Source organism: Rathayibacter sp. AY1F8 (genome assembly GCF_002932165.1).
GTDB lineage: Bacteria > Actinomycetota > Actinomycetes > Actinomycetales > Microbacteriaceae > Rathayibacter.
In genome coordinates, this window is the sequence record NZ_PSVB01000020.1 from 19983 (window position 1) to 35887 (window position 15905).

The following is a 15905-nucleotide window of genomic DNA, read 5'->3' on the forward strand; positions in this document are numbered from 1 at the left end:
CGCGGGCGGCGCTAGACGCGCACGGGTGCGACGGAGGCGCGGCGGATCAGCCGCGTCTCCAGCTCCATGCGGGTGGCCAAGGCTCCCGAGGCGAGCGGGGTCGCCGACCGGTGCGCCTGGTGCAGCATCCGGAAGGCGATGGCGCCCATCTCGCCGATGGGCTGCTGGATCGTGGTCATCGGCGGGGTCGCCCAGGCCGACTCCTCGACGTCGTCGAAGCCGATGACGCTGAGGTCTCGCGGGATGCGGAGGCCGGCGTCGTCGGCGGCCTCGTAGACGCCGAGCGCCATCACGTCGGAGCAGGCGAAGAAGGCGGTCGGCGCGTCCGGCTCGGCGAGCATCAGCCCGGCGGCCTCGCGGGCCAGCTCGCGGTCCCAGTCGCAGTAGGCGACGCGCGGATCCTCGACCCCGGCGGCGCGGAGCGCGGTGGTGAAGCCGTCGATCCGGGCGCTGCTGTAGAGCTGGGTGCGGGTGCCGCCGAGGACGCCGAAGCGGGTGTGGCCGGCGTCGAGGAGGTGCTCGGCGGCCATGCGGCCCCCGTCCCAGTTGGTCGCGCCGACGCTCGCGACGTCGGCCGGCGGCCGCGTGCTGGGGTCGACGACGACGACGGGCAGCTCGGCGGTGGTCAGCAGGTGCAGCTGCGCGGCCGAGACGTTGACCAGCACCACGATGGCGCCGAGCGAGGGGCGGCGGAGGAGGCGGCTGATCCAGGCGCCGTCGTCGCGGGCGCGGGTAAGCACCAGGTCGACCCCGGCGGCGGAGGCCTCGGCCTCGATCCCCTCGAGGACCGGTCCGATCCAGGTGCCGCCGATGTGGCCGACGACGACGTCGACGATCTGGGCGGAGTGCGGATCCTCGACCGGCGGGCGCAGGCGCGGGCGGCGGCGGTAGCCGAGCGCGTGCGCCGCCTCCATCACGCGCAGGCGGGTCGCCTCCGAGACGTCGGTGCCGCCGTTGAGCACCTTCGAGACGGTGGGGACGCTCGTCCCGGCGCGCTCGGCGATCAGCGCCATGGTCGGGCGGGTGGTCGCTCCGGAGACGTCGTCGTGGTCGGGCATGTGCTCACCGTAGCGGATACCGACTTTCGCAACTAGCCCTGCGCCAGGACGGCTTGCTCCGCCGGGAACCGCGGTGCATGATGGTCGGACGCCGGGGCTCCCGCACAGAAGTTGCGCAAGTCCTGTTCGATGACGAACCGCGGAGCGATCCGCCCGCACGTGAGGACGACGATGACCGACCACTCCCCGACCACTCCCGGCAAGACGGCCCTCGTCGTCCGAGGGGGCTGGGACGGCCACCAACCGGTCGAGGCGACCGAGCTGTTCCTGCCGTTCCTCCGCGACAACGGCTACGACGTGCGCGTCGAGGAGTCGACCGCCGTGTACGCCGACGAGGCCTACATGCGGACGGTCGACCTGATCGTGCAGTCGAACACGATGACCTCCATCCAGTGGGAGGAGTTCCTGGGCCTCCGCGCGGCGGTCGAGCGCGGCACAGGCCTCGCCGGCTGGCACGGCGGGATCGCCGACTCCTACCGCGACAACTCCGACTACCTGCAGCTGATCGGCGGCCAGTTCGCCTCGCACCCCGGCAAGCACCCGGACGAGCGCACCGGCGAGCAGTCGGACAACTACATGCCGCACACGATCGAGATGACGGCCCTCGCCGCCGACCACCCGATCACGCAGGGCATCTCCGACTTCGAGCTGGTCACGGAGCAGTACTGGGTGCTGCACGACGACTACAACGACGTGCTCGCCACGACCACGCAGGCCGTCCGCCCGTGGGACCCGTGGAAGCGCCCCATCACCTCCCCCGCGATCTGGACCCGCCTCTGGGGCGAGGGCCGCATCTTCGTCTCGACGCCGGGCCACCGCGTCGAGATCCTCCAGGACGACAACGTCCGCACGATCATCGAGAGGGGAATGCTGTGGGCGTCCCGCTGAGAGTCGGCATCATCGGCGTCGGGAAGATCAGCGAGCAGTACCTCGCGAACCTCCCGACCTTCCCCGGCCTCCGCCTCGTCGCGGTCGCCGACCTGAACCAGGAGCGGGCGCAGCAGGTCGCCGACGAGCAGGGCGTCCGCGCCCTCACCGTCGACGCGCTGATCGACGACCCGGAGATCGACGCGGTGCTGAACCTCACGATCCCGGCGGCGCACGTCGAGATCGGCACCCGCGCCTTGAAGGCGGGCAAGCACGTCTTCGCCGAGAAGCCGCTCGGGCTGAACCCGGCCGAGGCCGCGCCGATGCTCGACCTCGCGGACGAGCTGGGCCTGCGCTTCGCGAGCGCCCCGGACACGGTGCTCGGGACCGGGGTGCAGACCGCGCGCCTCACCCTCGACTCCGGCGCGATCGGCACCCCGATCGCCGCGCAGGTGCACTGGGCCGCGCCCGGCCACGAGCGCTGGCACCCGGCGCCCGAGTTCTACTACCAGCCCGGCGGCGGCCCGCTGCTGGACATGGGCCCGTACTACCTGACGGCGCTCGTGCACTTCTTCGGGCCGGTCGTCCGCGTCACGGGCCTGGCCACCCGCTCCGACCGCCCGCGCACGATCGAGACCGGGCCGAAGGCGGGCACGCCGATCGAGGTGACGATCGACACGCACATCACCGCGCTGCTCGAGCACGCGAGCGGAGTCGCCACCACCGTCACCGTGAGCTTCGAGGTCTGGCGCAGCCGGGCCCCGAAGTTCGAGGTCTACGGCACCGAGGGCACCATCTCGGTCCCGGATCCGAACATGTTCTCGGACCCGGTCGAGGTCGCCGTCCGCGACGAGGACTGGCGGGTCGTCCCCGACTCCGCCGGCGTGATCGACACCGGTCGCGGAGTGGGACTGGCCGACCTCGCGGAGGCGATCGCGGAGGACCGCCCGCACCGCGCCTCCGGCCGCGTGGCCCTGCACGTGCTCGAGATCATGGACGCCGTGCTCCGCTCGAACGAGGAGAAGGCGGTCGTGACGATCGCGAGCACCGCCGAGAAGCCCGACGTGATGCCGCTGCGCACGGCGGGCTCGATCGGCGCCTGACAGCGCCGGGGGGCGACGACGGGAGGCGGGGGATCGCCGCCAGCGCGTCGCTCCCCGTTCGGGGGTGACGGCGGGGGGCGACGCCGTAGACTCGGCGGATCGACGGTCCTCAGCCGCCGCCGCACGCGGAGGGGGATCGGCCGTGGCAGTCGGCTTCCGGCGGAGCGGTGAGCTCCGTGCCCTCGCGCGCCCCCGGCTCCGGGCTGCCGGCGACCCGCTCTCCCCCGAGGACCACCGCTCCCGGCTGTCCGGTTGGCTCAGCATGCCCGGCGGGCCGGGTCTCGTGCGCCCCTCCGCCCTCGCTCCGGCGTGGGAGGCGCCTCTGCTCCGGCTCGTGCGCGCCGGGGCGCCGGCGGAGGACCTGCACGAGGCGACCACCGGCTCCCCCGAGTGCTCGCGCCTCGCGGCCGTCGTCGAGCTCGTCCGCGACGCCCTGCACTCCGCAGACGACGACCGCGCTCTGCGGCTCACCGGCTGGCTGGTGCGCATCCGCTACGACCCGTCGGCCGACTCCTTCCTCCGCCGCTACGGGATCGCGCTGACCGTCCGCCTGCCGCTGAGCGGCGGCCTCGACGTGGAGGTGCCGCTCGACGCCCCGGCGCTGCGCCTGCTCTACGCCGAGCTGGCAGCACCGATGGATCCGGCCGCGGCGGTCGTGGCGGTCGAGACCCTTGAGCCGTCGACCCTCGCGGCGTCGACGCTCGCCTCCCTCTACTCCGCCCGCCGCCGCTGGAGCGACGTGGCCGAGTTCTCGGCGCCCGTCGAGAACGTGGACGCCGCCTCCGCCGCGGTGCTCATCCGCCGCGGCGTCGCTCTCCGCGAGCTCGGCCTAGTCGAGGGCGCCCTCGAGGCGTTCGACCGCGTGGTGCGCCCGACCGTCACCAGTGCGCGGCCCGTGGAGCTGGGGGCGGAGGCGCTGCTCGAGCGCGCGAGCACGCTCCTCTCGGACGGGCGCACGGCTCCTGCTCGGCGCGATCTGGACCGCGTGCTCTCCCGCTACCCGGACAGCGCCGCAGCGCACGAGCTGCTGGCGGTCACCGGGCGCTGACGCGATGGAGGGGCGCACCCTCTGCAGGATGCGCCCCTCCGGGGAGTGCGTCGGCTCAGTGCGTCGGCTCAGCCCTCGGCCTTCGAGGGCTTGCCCTCGGCGGGCAGGACCTCGTGCGGGGTGTCGCGCTCGTCCTCGCCCTCGGCCTGCGACGGCTTGTCGGACTGGTCGTCCGGGTCCTCGACGGGGCTCGGGGTCTGGTCGCTCATCGGAGCCCCTCCGGCTCGTCGGACGTGGCGGACGGCTCGGGGTGCGCCTCGAACTCCATCCAAGCGCGGTCCAGATCGGCCCGCGCCGACTCGGGCTCGCTGGCGAAGTAGCCGTCGTAGATCGCGCGGCCGCCGTGCTCGGGCAGGTCGTCGCGACCGCCGAAGGCCTGCGCGAAGCGGCCGACCTCGTCGTCCCTCTTCTGCTGATCCCGCAACCAGGCGGGGAAGGTCTGCGTCATGGTGACACCTCTCTCTCCTGCCCTCCAGCCAATCGCCCGCCGCGGATCCGAGCAAGCCCTTCCGCCGCGGGCCCCGAGGGGCCAGGCTCCGCCCTGGAGGGCCCGGGCTTCGCCCTGGAGGAGCGGCGCTCCGCCCTCTAGAGGACATGTCCGCTACAGGGCGCCCCCGCCCCCGCCGCGGAGGAGAGCCGGCCCCTAGCGTGAGCCCGTGACCGACCCCGCTTCTCCGCGCCCCACCCGCACCGCCGCGGGTCTGCGCCGCACTCTGCTCGCTCTGACCGCGACCGTCGCGCTGCTCGCCGGCACCGCGGCTCCCCTCGCCTCCGCCGAGCCGGACCCGGTGCCGGTCGGGAACGACCACCTCGCCAACGGCGTCGCCGCCTGGGGGCGCTACCTCAACGGGGAGTGGGACGTGCCGGCGGGCATGTCCGACCTCACGGACGTCGCGAGCAGCTACAGCCACACCCTCGCGCTCCACACCGACGGCACCGTCGAGGCCTGGGGAGCGGATCTGGAGGGCGAGCGGGACGTGCCGGCCGGGCTCCGCGAGGTGACCGCGATCTCGACCGGGTACCTCCACAGCATCGCCCTCACGATGGAGGGGACGGTCGTCGCGTGGGGCGACGACCGTCAGGGCCAGACCGACGTCCCGGCCGGACTCGGCGGCGTGACCGCCGTCGCCGCGGGCAGCTACCACACCCTCGCTCTGCGGGGCGACGGGACCGTGGCGGCCTGGGGCTCGGATCAGTTCGGAGCGACCGACGTGCCGGTGGGTCTCTCCGGAGTGGTCGCGATCGCCGCGGGCGGCTGGAACAGCCTCGCGCTGCGCGCCGACGGGACGGTCGTGGCGTGGGGCGGCGACGACAGGGGCGCGTACACCGCCCCGGCGGGCCTCCGGGACGTCGTCGCCGTCTCGGTCAGCTACTCCCACAGCCTCGCCCTGAAGCGGGACGGCACCGTCGTCACCTGGGGCGACCCCGTCGACTCCGGCTTGCCGCGGGTCCCCGCCGATCTCGGCGGCATCACCGCGATCGCCGCCGGCATCGGCTTCAGCGTCCTGCTGACGTCCGACGGCACCGTCGTCTCCCTGCACCCCGACGGCGACACGGAGCTGGACGTCCCGGCCGGGATCACCGGCGCCACCGGCATCGCGGTCGGCTTCAACCACGCCTTCGCGATCGGCCCGCTGCCGACCCTCACCGCCGACACCGCCGAGACGCTCGTCACGACCGGGACCCGCTACTCCGCGACCTTCACGGCGTCCGGCCCGGCTGCGACCTTCGAGGTCTCGTCCGGCGCCCTTCCCGCGGGGGTGGCCCTCTCGCCGGAGGGCGTCGTCTCGGGCAGGCCGACCACCGCAGGCGACTCCACCTTCACGGTGAGCGCGCGGAACGCGTACGGCACCACGGCCGGCGTGCCGCACACGGTCACCGTGGTCCCCGCGAACACCCCGCCCGTCGTGACGGTCGCCTCCGCCACCGACGGCGCCTCCTACGAGAAGGGCTCGGAGCCGAGGGCCGCCTGCGCGATCACGGATGCGGAGAGCGGAACGTTCAGCGAGGAGGCCGTCGTCACCGGCACGCTCGTGAACGGCCTCGGCACCCGCACGGCGACCTGCACCTGGACCGACCCCGGAGGACTGACCACGACCGCCACCGCGACCTACCGGATCGTCGACACCGGCGTCCCCACCATCGCCGCGACGACCGCGCCGACGGCTCCGAACGCCGCGGGCTGGTTCCGCTCCCCCGTCTCCGTCGGCTTCTCCTGCGCCGACGGCAGCGGCTCCGGGATCCGCAGCTGCACCCCCGCGCGGATCCTGCGCGAGGGCCCCGGCCAGAGCGTCACCGGCACCGCCGTCGACAACGCGGGCAACCGCGCCACGACGACCCGCAGCGGCATCGCCATCGACACCACGAAGCCGCAGCTCTCGTTCACGTCGAGGCCCGAGGGGTCCTACCCCTTCGGCACCGTGCTCCCGGAGGCGCGCTGCCTCGCGGACGACGCGCTCGCGGGCCTCACCGGCGACTGCGTGATCGCGGGCGGCGGCCGCTCCGTCGGACCGCACGTGTACCGGGCGACCGCGACCGACCGGGCGGGCAACGTCTCGACCCTCACCGCGTCCTACACCGTGACCCCGTGGACGATCGGCGGGCTCAGCACCTCGGTGAAGAGCGTGGCCGCCGGAGCCGCGACCGGCATGACGTTCCAGGTGACCTCGACGTCCTCCGCGGGAACGTTCCGCCACTCCGCCCTCGCCGACGCGCGCAGCGTCACGCAGAAGCAGACCTCCTGCACCGCCGGCGCCGTCCTCACCGGAGCGCCGACGACCACCCTGACCGGACGCCTCCGCTACGACACCGCGACGAACCGCTACGTGAAGGCGTGGACGGTGCCCGCGAAGCGGGGCACCTGCTGGACGCTGACGGTCACGACGGCGGACGGCAGCACGGGGAGCGCCCGGTACTCGGTGAAGTAGCGGCGCCGGACGGCCGCCGCGGTCCGGTCAGGCTCCCGCCGCGGCGTACCGCTCCGCGAGCACGCGGAACGCGGCGGCCAGCTCGGGCGGCTCGGCCCCGGCCATCGCAGCGGCGAACCGGCCGAACGACGCGGCGAGCGCCTCCCACGACCAGGCGCCGAGGGCGAGTCGGCAGCCCGCGTCGCCGAGGTCCTCCACCTCCCCGTCGCCCGCGTAGGGCAGGACCTCGGCGGCGGGCGCCTCGAGCACCACCGAGCCGCGGCACGGCCACCCCTCCCCGGGCGCTCCGCCGCGGAACCGCGCCTCCAGGAACTCGGCGGGACTCCCGCCCGGCAGCACCCGGCGGCGGAAGCGAGCCCCGCGGGGCGAGCGCGGCTCGAGCCGGTCGACGCGGAACACCCGCCAGTCGTCGCGGTCGAGGTCGAAACCGATGAGGTACCAGCGGCCCTGACGCGCGACCAGGTGGTGGGGCTCGACGCGGCGCACCGCCTCCGCGTACGCGAAGCGGAGCACCTCCGAGGCCCGGACGGCCGCCGCGACCGCGACCAGCCGCTCCGGAGGGACTGCGGGGGCCGGCGCCGCCGCGACCGTGAAGCGCAGCGCATCCGCTCGGGGCCGGAGCCGGGCGGGCAGGACCTGCCGCACCGTCGCCAGCGCACGGGCCGACGCCTCCTCGAGCCCCGTGATCGGCGCGCGCAGGGCGGCGGTGAGGGCGAGCACCTGCTCGTCGTCGAAGAGCAGCGGCGGGAGCTCGGCGCCGGCCTCGAGCCGGTACCCGCCGTCGGGGCCCTTCGCCGCGTCGATCCGGTAGCCCATCGTGCGGAGTCGGTCGACGTCGCGACGCACCGTGCGCGGCGCGATCCCCAGGCGCTCGGCGAGCACTCCGCCCGGCCAGTCGCGGCGGGTCTGCAGGAGGGAGAGGAGCAGGAGGAGCCGCTCGGTCGTCGTGGGCACGTCCCGAGGGTATTCCGAGAAGAGGACCGTCACCGTCCTCTTCTCCTGGGAGCGTCGGGGCACCGGGTGATCGACCCGGCACGACTGCGAGGAGCGCACCATGAGCATCACTACGACGACCCACCTCAACTTCCGCGGACAGGCCCGCGAGGCACTGGAGTTCTACGCCTCGGTCACGGGAGGCCGGGTCGACGCGATGTCCTACGCGGACGCGAACGCTGTCACCGCGCCCGACGAGGCCGACCAGCTGATGTGGGGCCAGGTCGTCTCCGAGGCCGGCTTCCGCGTCATGGCGTACGACGTCCCCGCGCACACGGCTTACGACTCGGGTACGATCCCGGTGTTCGTGTCGCTGCGCGGCTCCGACGCCGACGAGCTGCACCGCCTCTGGGACGGCCTCTCGGAGGGGGCGGCGGTCGTCGTGCCCCTGGCCCCGGCGGCCTGGTCGCCCCTCTACGGGATGCTGCGCGATCGCTTCGGAGTGACGTTCGTCGTCGACCTCGAGGTCGCCTGGGGCTGAGGCCCGCGGGCTCGGCGGCGGGGCGCGTCCCACTGCGGACGCGCCGGCCGCCGACTCGGTACGCTCAGCACCGGATCCGGTCGGAGGGACGCTGCATGCTGGACACGATCTCCGAGGCCCTCTCGCTTGTCACCCTCCCCCTCGGCGTGCTGTTCCTGCTCGCCGCGTTCGTCGCGGCGCTGATCGACGGACGCTGGCTGACGACGACCGCCTACCTCGAGGAGGGTCCGCCCCTCGCGCTGCACTGGGTGACCCGGGCCGGCGAGGTGCGATCGCGTCCGCTGTCCGCCGGGGACCCGCTGACGCCGACGCGGTCGGACCAGCGGGAGGTGCACTACCGCGAGGAGGATCCGCACCGCATCCGCCTGCACCGGTGGAGCGACGCGGTGCGGGCGCTGCGCCTGACCGGCCTGATCCTGCTCGCGGCGGGCGTCGTCCTCGGGATCCTGTCGACGGCGCTGGCGGTCCTCGCCTAGGCGGCGCTCCGTGCGCGAGGATCGGACCCGTGGATGCGGAACGGGTTCTCGGAGACGGTCGGGCCGACGGGGTGTGGTGCCGGCTTGGGGAGCCGCTGACGGTCGCGCAGATCGCTCGCGGCGGGCCCGCGTGGCTGTGCCTGGACGCGCAGCACGGCGCGTTCGACGACGCCGCGGTCCTCGCCTCCCTTCGCGCGCTCGGCGTCGTGAGCGGGAGGCCGCCCGTCGGCGTCCGGGTCGCCGGGCTCTCCGACGCGCTGATCGGCAGGGCGCTCGACGCCGGAGCGGACGTCGTCGTCGTCCCGATGATCGAGACGGTCGAGGAGGCGCTCGCGGCCGTCCGCGCCGCGCACTACCCGCCGCTCGGTCGCCGCAGCTGGGGGCCGATGTCCGATCTCTGGGGCGCCGCTCCCCCGTCGGCCGCCGAGGCGCGCACCGCGCTCTGGGTCATGATCGAGACGCAGGCCGGCCTCGACGCCGTCGATCGGATTCTCGCGGTGCCGGGCGTGAGCGGAGTCTTCGTCGGCCCGTTCGACCTCGCGATCGGCCTCGGACGGGACCTGTCCGACCTGCTCGCCGCGGACGGACCGGACGACCCGCTGCCGAGGATCGCCGCGGCGGCCCGGCGCGCGGGCAAGGGCGCCGGGGCCTACGCGGGCGACCGCGAGCGCGCCGGGCTGCTGCGAGCGCTCGGCTTCCCGAGGGTCGCGATCGCGACGGATCAGTCGCTGATCGCGCTCGGCACCGCGGCGGCGCTCGACGCGGACGCCGCCGACTCCGGCTGCTGAGCCCGAGGCCGGGCACGGGGCCGGCCGCCGGTCACCGGCGAGGGCTCCCGCCGGGGGGATGCACGGGCTCCGGCGGCTCGGGGACGAAGCGGAGGCCGCCGGCGGAGTTCGCGAGATCGGTGAGCGCCGAGATCCAGGCGGGGTTGATGCGGGGCATGCGGCCGCCGGCGTAGGTGTAGCGGAGCGTGTGCGAGGGGTGCAGCCAGATCGCGCTGCGGCCGTCGCTCATCCCGTTCTCGTCGCGCCAGGTGAGCAGGCACGACTCCCCCCGGCGCAGCTTCGCGGTGAGGACGATCTGCAGGTGGGCGAGCACCCGGTCCTCGACGTCGATCTCGACCGATCCGTCGTAGTGCAGCTTCCCCATCGGCGTCTCCCGGCCTCGTCCTCGGAGGACGGGCGCGCCTCCGGCCCACCATCCTCGGGTGTCGTCCAGTGACCAGTTCGGGGCGGCGACAACCGGCGGATCAGCTGGTATCGGCGGATCCGCTGGTCTCGACGGGGCGGGGCTCAGGCCGGCGGGTTCGCCGCCATGAAGTCGCGCATCGGCAGCAGATTCTGGAGGGGCGCGAAGTACCCGAAGCGGGGCAGGTCGAAGACCACTCCCGCGACTCCGGAGGATCCCATCGCCGCGATCCACTCGAGCGCGGCCGGCATCGGCACCTTCAGCACGCGCGACGCGTCCTCGTCGGAGAGGCCGGCGTGCAGCGCCCCGGCGCGGGCGCGCTCCCCCGTGGTGAAGGCGAAGACCATCGGCCCCGACTCCAGGCCGCCGACGAAGGGGGTGGGCGCGTCGTCCGGCCCCCGCGCGATGAAGCACCACATCGGCAGGGCGTAGACGCTGCGCCAGAGCGCGTCCATCGCGGCGAAGCTCTCGGGGTCGGCGCGCAGGGCCTCCGCCCGGGCGTCGATCTCGACGGTCTGATCCATGGGGCTCCCCTCGGCGCCGGCGATCGGCGCGGACCTCCACGCTAACGATGCTCCCGCTGGGCCGCACCCGCGATCGATCCGTCAGCAGCGGCCCGTCCCCGCGGCGGGCACGGGCCGCGGGCGACGGATGGACGCGGCGGCGGAGGCGCGACCCGTCCGCTGATCCCCTCGGCCACTGGCCCCGTCCAGGCGGTTAGGTTAGGTTAACCTTCGCAACCCACACCACCCCCTTCGAAGGATCGCCGTGCCCGCCACTCGCACCCCCCTCCGCCTGACCGCCGTCGCCTCGCTCGGCCTCGCCGCGCTGCTGCTCACCGCCTGCTCGGGAGGAGCCGACGCCGGCTCCGAGGGCACGTCCGAGAGCAGCGCCGCCGAGAGCAGCGAGGGCTTCCCCGTCACCGTCGACCACGCCTTCGGCAGCACCACCGTCGAGTCGGCCGACCGCGTCGTCGCGACGAGCTGGACCAACCAGGACGTGGCGCTCGCGCTGGGTGTGACCCCGGTCGGCTTCACCCGCGCCTCCTACGGCGACGAGGACGGCGACGGCCTGCTGGTGTGGACGAAGGAAGCGCTCGACGCCTCCGGCGCCGAGACCCCGACCCTGTTCGACGAGACCGACGGCGTGCCCTTCGAGGCGATCTCGGACCTCAGCCCGACCGTGATCCTCTCGGCCTACTCCGGCATCACCCGGCAGGACTACGACACCCTCAGCCAGATCGCCCCCACCGTCGCCTACCCGGGCCTGCCCTGGGGCACGACCTGGCAGGACTCCGCGAAGCTCGACGGCGCCGCGCTGGGCCTCGAGGACGAGGCCGTCGCGAAGGTCGGCGAGATCGAGAGCGACATCACGCAGACCACCGCGTCCTACCCGCAGCTCGCGGGCACCACGTTCATGTACGGCTGGTACGACCCGACCGACGCGAGCACCTTCACCTACTACACGCCGAACGACGCGCGCGTGAAGTTCGTCGAGGACCTCGGACTCGACGTCGCCCCGAGCGTCGCCGAGCTCTCCGGCGACTCGGAGGCGTTCAGCGGCACGATCAGCTCCGAGAACGCCGACCAGCTCGACGCCGACGTGCTCGTCGTCTACGGCGACGACACGACCCTCGCCGCACTGCAGGCCGACCCGCTGCTCTCCAAGATCCCGGCCGTCGAGCGGGGCTCCGTCTACGTGCTCGAGGACGGCTCCTCCGCCGCCATGGCCACCTCGTCGCCGAACCTGCTCAGCATCCCGTGGGTGCTCGACGAGTACACCGCCGGCCTCGCCGCGGCCGCCGACAAGGTGTCGTGACCCGCACCGCACCCACCCGGAAGACGAGGGCGACCGCGCTGGCGGTCGCCCTCGTCGCGCTGGCCGTCGCCTCGGTCCTCTCGCTCGTGTACGGCTCCCGCGAGATCCCGCTCGGCGAGGTCTGGCCGGCGCTGACCTCGCCCGATCCGGCGTCCATCGTCGACGCGGCGGTGCAGGGGCGGGTGCCGCGGACGGTCCTCGCGATCCTGGTCGGCGCCGCGCTCGGGCTCGCCGGAGCCGTGATGCAGGGCCTGACCCGCAACCCGCTCGCCGATCCGGGCATCCTCGGCCTCAACTCGGGCGCCTCGCTCGCGGTCGTGCTCGGGATCGCCGGGGTCGGCGCGACGAGCCTGCCGCAGTTCATCTGGCTCGCGTTCCTCGGAGCCGCCGCCGCCGGGGCGTTCGTCTACGCAGTCGCGTCGCTCGGCCGCGAGGGCGCCACTCCGCTGAAGCTCGCCCTCGCCGGAGCCGCCACCGCCGCCGCGCTCACCTCCCTCATCAGCGCGGTCCTGCTCACCCAGGAGACCACGCTGAACCGCTTCCGCTTCTGGCAGGTCGGCGGAGTCGGCGGCGCCGAGACCGCGAGCATCCTGCAGGTCCTCCCGTTCCTCGCGGTCGGCGCGGTGCTGGCCCTCTCCAGCGCGCGAGGGCTCGACGCCCTGGCGCTCGGCGACGACCTGGCGACCGGCCTCGGCCAGCGCGTGGGGCGCATCCGCCTGGTCGCGGGGCTCGCGGCCGTGCTGCTCTGCGGCGCCGCGACCGCGATCGCCGGACCGATCGGATTCATCGGCCTGGTCGTCCCGCACCTCGCCCGCCGCGTCACCGGCCCCGCGCACGCCTGGCTGCTGCCCTCCTCCGCTCTGCTCGGCGCCCTGCTGCTGCTCGTCGCCGACGTGGTCGGCCGCGTGGTCGCCCGGCCGAGCGACGTCGAGGTGGGCATCGTGACCGCGCTGATCGGCGCCCCGGTGCTCATCGCGATCGTGCGCCGCTCGAAGGTGCGGGCGCTGTGAGGACCGCGGAGGCGCCCGCCGCGGTCGGCATCGCGGCCGGCCGCACGCTGCGCCGTCGGCGCACGGTCATCGGCTGCGCGGTCCTCGCGGTGCTCGTGCTGGCGCTCGTCGTCGTCTCGCTCACGGTCGGCAGCACGGTCTACTCGGTGCCGGAGGTCGTCCGCGTGGTCCTCGGCAAGACCGTGCCGGGCGCCTCCTTCACCGTGGGCACGCTGCGGCTGCCGCGCACCATCACGGCCGTCCTGGTGGGCGTGGGCTTCGGGATGGGCGGCGTGATCTTCCAGACGATGCTGCGCAACGCCCTCGCCAGCCCCGACATCATCGGCATCACGTCGGGGGCGAGCGCGGCGGCCGTCGTCGCGATCGCGTTCTTCGGGCTCTCGGGCGGCGCGGTCTCGGTGATCGCGGTCGCGGCTGGGCTCGCGACGGCCCTGATCATCGCCGGGCTGGCCGAGGGCGGCGGAGTGATCGGGGCGCGGCTGATCCTCATCGGCATCGGCGTCGCGGCGATGTTCCAGAGCGTGATCGCCTACGTGCAGACCCGCGCCGACTTCGAGGACGTCCAGGAGTCGCTGCGCTGGCTGACCGGCAGCCTCAACTCGGCCGCCTGGCCCTCCGTCCCGCCGCTCGCGCTGACGATGCTCGTGCTGGTGCCGCTGGCGCTGCTGCTCTCGGGCCGGCTCGGCGTGCTGCAGCTCGGCGACGAGTCGGCGACCGCGCTCGGGCTCGACGTGCGGCGCAGCCGGCTGGCCCTGCTCGCGGTCGGAGTCGGCCTCGTGGCCGTCGCGACCGCCGCCACCGGCCCGATCGCGTTCGTCGCCTTCGTCTCGGGGCCGATCGCGCGGCGGATCCTGCCGAGCGCGCGCACGCTGCTGATCCCCTCCGCCCTGGTCGGCGCGGTCGTGGTGCTCGCCGCCGACCTGCTCGCCCAGTACGTCGTCGGCGCGCTGTTCTCGGGCGCGCGCTTCCCGGTCGGCGTCGTCACCGGCGCCCTCGGCGCGCCCTTCCTGCTCTGGCTCCTCGCCCGCCGCAACCGCTCCGGAGGCTCCCTGTGACCGACGCCCCGCCCACCCTCGCCGCCGACGCGGTCACCCTCGCCTACGACGAGCGCGTCGTGGTCGACGGGCTCTCGCTCGCCGTGCCGCCCGGCCGGATCACGGTGATCGTCGGCGCGAACGCCTGCGGCAAGTCGACGCTCCTGCGCGCGATGGCGCGGCTGATCACCCCGCGCTCGGGGAGCGTCCTGCTCGACGGGCGCGCGATCCACCGGCTCCCGACGCGCCAGGTCGCGCAGCAGGTGGGGCTGCTGCCGCAGACCCCGATCGCCCCGGAGGGGATCGCCGTCTCGGACCTGGTCGCCCGGGGCCGCTACCCGCACCGGGGCCTCTTCGGCCGCGGCTCCGGATCGGACGACGACGCGATCGTCGAGGAGGCGCTGCGCGACACCGGCACGCTCGAGCTCGCCGACCGCCCCGTGGACGAGCTCTCGGGCGGGCAGCGCCAGCGGGTGTGGATCGCGATGGCCCTCGCCCAGCGGACCGACGTGCTCCTCCTGGACGAGCCGACGACCTACCTCGACGTGTCGCACCAGGTCGAGGTGCTCGACCTGCTCACCGACCTCAACCGCTCGCGCGGGACGACCATCGTGATCGTGCTGCACGACCTCAACCTCGCCGCCCGCTACGCCGACCACCTCGTCGCCGTGCGCGACGGAGCCCTGTACGCCTCGGGCACGCCCGCCGAGGTGGTGACGCCGGAGACGGTGCGCGCGGTGTTCGGGATGGAGTCGCGCGTGATCGAGGACCCGGTCTCGCGGACGCCGCTGGTGCTGCCGATCGGGCGCCACCACTCGGGCTGAGCCCGGCCGTTCAGACTGAGCGGTCAGGCCGGGGCCGCGGCCAGGGAGGCGCCGTCGACGAGCGTGCAGCGGAGGAGCTGCTGCTCCCGTCGCGCGGGGTCGCCCTCGATGAGGATCTGCACGGCGCGGCGGCCCATGTCGCGCCGGGGCAGCTCGAAGCCGGCCTGCCAGCCGGTGCGGTCGGCCGATCCGGAGAGCGACACCAGCGACAGGTCGCCCGGCACCGCCACCCCCTCGGCCTCGGCGGCCTCCTGCAGGAGGACGAACTGCTCCTCCTGCTCGGCGAGGACGACCGTGACGCCCTCGGTGGCGATCCGGCGGATCCACTCCCGCGGCGACGCCTCCGGCCCCGGGACGAGGTGGAGGAAGCCGTCGCCGAGCTCGGCCCGCGCGCCGGCCATGCGGTCGGTGTACGACTCGACGCCCTCGCCGTGGCCGGCGTAGGCGAAGCGGGTGTGGCCGAGGGCGCGCGCGCAGGAGATCAGCTCGCGGACGATCGACGCGTAGTCGGCGGCCACGTAGGGCACGGGCCCGCCGGCGTCGTCGCGGCGGCCGACGCTGACGAAGGAGAAGCCGCTCGCGTTGAGGAACTCGAGCTCCTCACGGGGCATGCGCTGCCCGAGGAGGATGCAGGAGTCGGCCAGGCGCAGCCGGGTGGTGCCGCCGCTGAGGCCGCCGCGGCGGCCGCCGACACGGCCGCTGGTCAGCAGGAGGAGGTCGATGTCGCGGTTCTGCGCCTCCTCCTCGATGCCGGCGAGGAACGGGTGGAAGAAGTCCTCGCGGTCGAGCGGGAACAGGCTCTCGTAGGTGTAGACGCCGATCATGCCGGTGCCGACCTGCTTGAGGCGGCGCGCGATGGGGTCGGCGACGTACCCCGTCTCCTGGATCGCCTTGAGGATCCGCGCCCGCGTCGCCTCCGGGACCCGGGCGAGCTGCTCGCCCTTGTCGTTGAGCACGAACGACACCGTCGTCTGGCTGACTCCCGCGAGACGCGCGATGTCCTTCTGCGTGATCCGCGGCACCCGGACACCCCCGCTTCATCCTGGTAATAGGTATTACGTCTTGACCTCAGGCT

The 15905-nt window shown here is 74.4% G+C and carries 18 protein-coding genes; 11 read left to right on the forward strand and 7 right to left on the reverse strand.

The features are described from left to right. Positions 1-11 precede the first annotated feature (11 nt). Positions 12-1058, reverse strand: a complete 1047-nt coding sequence (locus C5C35_RS13410) for a LacI family DNA-binding transcriptional regulator (protein WP_104263287.1) — start codon at positions 1056-1058, stop codon at positions 12-14. A 171-nt stretch (positions 1059-1229) separates the two neighbouring features. Between C5C35_RS13410 and C5C35_RS13415 the strand changes: the two genes are divergently transcribed. The 3 genes from C5C35_RS13415 to C5C35_RS13425 all read left to right on the forward strand — a co-directional run bounded on the left by C5C35_RS13415 (position 1230) and on the right by C5C35_RS13425 (position 4076). Then, a complete protein-coding gene (locus C5C35_RS13415) occupies positions 1230-1946 on the forward strand; it encodes a ThuA domain-containing protein (protein WP_104224320.1) in 717 nt (238 codons plus the stop codon). Then, on the forward strand, positions 1931-3028 hold the full coding sequence (locus C5C35_RS13420) for a Gfo/Idh/MocA family protein (protein WP_104255953.1): 1098 nt from the start codon (positions 1931-1933) through the stop codon (positions 3026-3028). Before C5C35_RS13415 ends, C5C35_RS13420 begins: the two co-directional genes overlap by 16 nt. A gap of 142 nt (positions 3029-3170) precedes the next feature. Further along, positions 3171-4076, forward strand: a complete 906-nt coding sequence (locus C5C35_RS13425; protein ID WP_104263288.1) for a tol-pal system YbgF family protein — start codon at positions 3171-3173, stop codon at positions 4074-4076. Between the two features lie 68 nt (positions 4077-4144). Here the strand turns inward: C5C35_RS13425 and C5C35_RS17025 are convergent, their stop codons facing one another. Together C5C35_RS17025 and C5C35_RS13430 are read right to left on the reverse strand one after the other, a co-directional pair. Then, positions 4145-4285, reverse strand: a complete 141-nt coding sequence (locus C5C35_RS17025; RefSeq protein ID WP_159940045.1) for a hypothetical protein — start codon at positions 4283-4285, stop codon at positions 4145-4147. Beyond that, a complete protein-coding gene (locus C5C35_RS13430) occupies positions 4282-4524 on the reverse strand; it encodes a hypothetical protein (protein WP_104263289.1) in 243 nt (80 codons plus the stop codon). The genes C5C35_RS17025 and C5C35_RS13430 overlap by 4 nt, the downstream gene beginning before the upstream one ends. 208 nt (positions 4525-4732) lie before the next feature. Between C5C35_RS13430 and C5C35_RS13435 the strand changes: the two genes are divergently transcribed. Beyond that, positions 4733-7003 carry a PxKF domain-containing protein gene (locus tag C5C35_RS13435; protein ID WP_104263290.1) on the forward strand — a complete coding sequence of 757 codons (2271 nt, stop codon included), beginning with the start codon at positions 4733-4735 and terminating at the stop codon, positions 7001-7003. A 27-nt stretch (positions 7004-7030) separates the two neighbouring features. Here C5C35_RS13435 and C5C35_RS13440 read toward each other — a convergent pair whose 3' ends face one another. Next, complete coding sequence (locus C5C35_RS13440; RefSeq protein WP_258069068.1) at positions 7031-7957, reverse strand: YafY family protein; 927 nt, start codon at positions 7955-7957, stop codon at positions 7031-7033. Between the two features lie 100 nt (positions 7958-8057). On the opposite strand from C5C35_RS13440, the gene C5C35_RS13445 reads away from it, so the two are divergent. From C5C35_RS13445 to C5C35_RS17035, 3 genes are all read left to right on the forward strand, one after another. Then, positions 8058-8477 (forward strand): VOC family protein, encoded by a 420-nt coding sequence (locus C5C35_RS13445; RefSeq protein WP_104227150.1) that lies wholly within the window; start codon positions 8058-8060, stop codon positions 8475-8477. A gap of 95 nt (positions 8478-8572) precedes the next feature. Then, positions 8573-8953, forward strand: a complete 381-nt coding sequence (locus tag C5C35_RS17030) for a hypothetical protein (protein ID WP_181074600.1) — start codon at positions 8573-8575, stop codon at positions 8951-8953. 29 nt (positions 8954-8982) lie between these two features. Continuing rightward, a complete protein-coding gene (locus tag C5C35_RS17035; RefSeq protein WP_181133833.1) occupies positions 8983-9741 on the forward strand; it encodes an HpcH/HpaI aldolase/citrate lyase family protein in 759 nt (252 codons plus the stop codon). 31 nt (positions 9742-9772) lie between these two features. Here C5C35_RS17035 and C5C35_RS13455 read toward each other — a convergent pair whose 3' ends face one another. Together C5C35_RS13455 and C5C35_RS13460 are read right to left on the reverse strand one after the other, a co-directional pair. After that, positions 9773-10105: an ATP-dependent DNA ligase gene (locus tag C5C35_RS13455; protein WP_104263292.1), complete on the reverse strand. Its 333-nt coding sequence runs from the start codon at positions 10103-10105 to the stop codon at positions 9773-9775. Positions 10106-10248: 143 nt separating this feature from the next. After that, positions 10249-10668, reverse strand: coding sequence for a hypothetical protein (locus C5C35_RS13460; protein WP_104224305.1), 420 nt, complete (start codon positions 10666-10668; stop codon positions 10249-10251). Positions 10669-10912: 244 nt separating this feature from the next. On the opposite strand from C5C35_RS13460, the gene C5C35_RS13465 reads away from it, so the two are divergent. Genes C5C35_RS13465 through C5C35_RS13480 form a run of 4 tightly spaced genes read left to right on the forward strand, consistent with a single transcriptional unit; the run spans position 10913 to position 14830 of the window. Next, a complete protein-coding gene (locus C5C35_RS13465; protein ID WP_181027213.1) occupies positions 10913-11962 on the forward strand; it encodes an iron-siderophore ABC transporter substrate-binding protein in 1050 nt (349 codons plus the stop codon). Beyond that, positions 11959-12972: an iron ABC transporter permease gene (locus tag C5C35_RS13470; protein WP_104263293.1), complete on the forward strand. Its 1014-nt coding sequence runs from the start codon at positions 11959-11961 to the stop codon at positions 12970-12972. The genes C5C35_RS13465 and C5C35_RS13470 overlap by 4 nt, the downstream gene beginning before the upstream one ends. Further along, the gene (locus tag C5C35_RS13475; protein WP_104263294.1) at positions 12969-14027 is read left to right on the forward strand and encodes an iron chelate uptake ABC transporter family permease subunit; all 1059 of its coding nucleotides are present in this window, start codon (positions 12969-12971) and stop codon (positions 14025-14027) included. The genes C5C35_RS13470 and C5C35_RS13475 overlap by 4 nt, the downstream gene beginning before the upstream one ends. Next, on the forward strand, positions 14024-14830 hold the full coding sequence (locus C5C35_RS13480) for an ABC transporter ATP-binding protein (protein WP_104224308.1): 807 nt from the start codon (positions 14024-14026) through the stop codon (positions 14828-14830). The genes C5C35_RS13475 and C5C35_RS13480 overlap by 4 nt, the downstream gene beginning before the upstream one ends. Before the next feature lie 23 nt (positions 14831-14853). On the opposite strand, the gene C5C35_RS13485 is transcribed toward C5C35_RS13480, so the two are convergent. Beyond that, positions 14854-15852, reverse strand: coding sequence for a LacI family DNA-binding transcriptional regulator (locus tag C5C35_RS13485; RefSeq protein WP_104263295.1), 999 nt, complete (start codon positions 15850-15852; stop codon positions 14854-14856). Between the last annotated feature and the right edge of the window lie 53 nt (positions 15853-15905).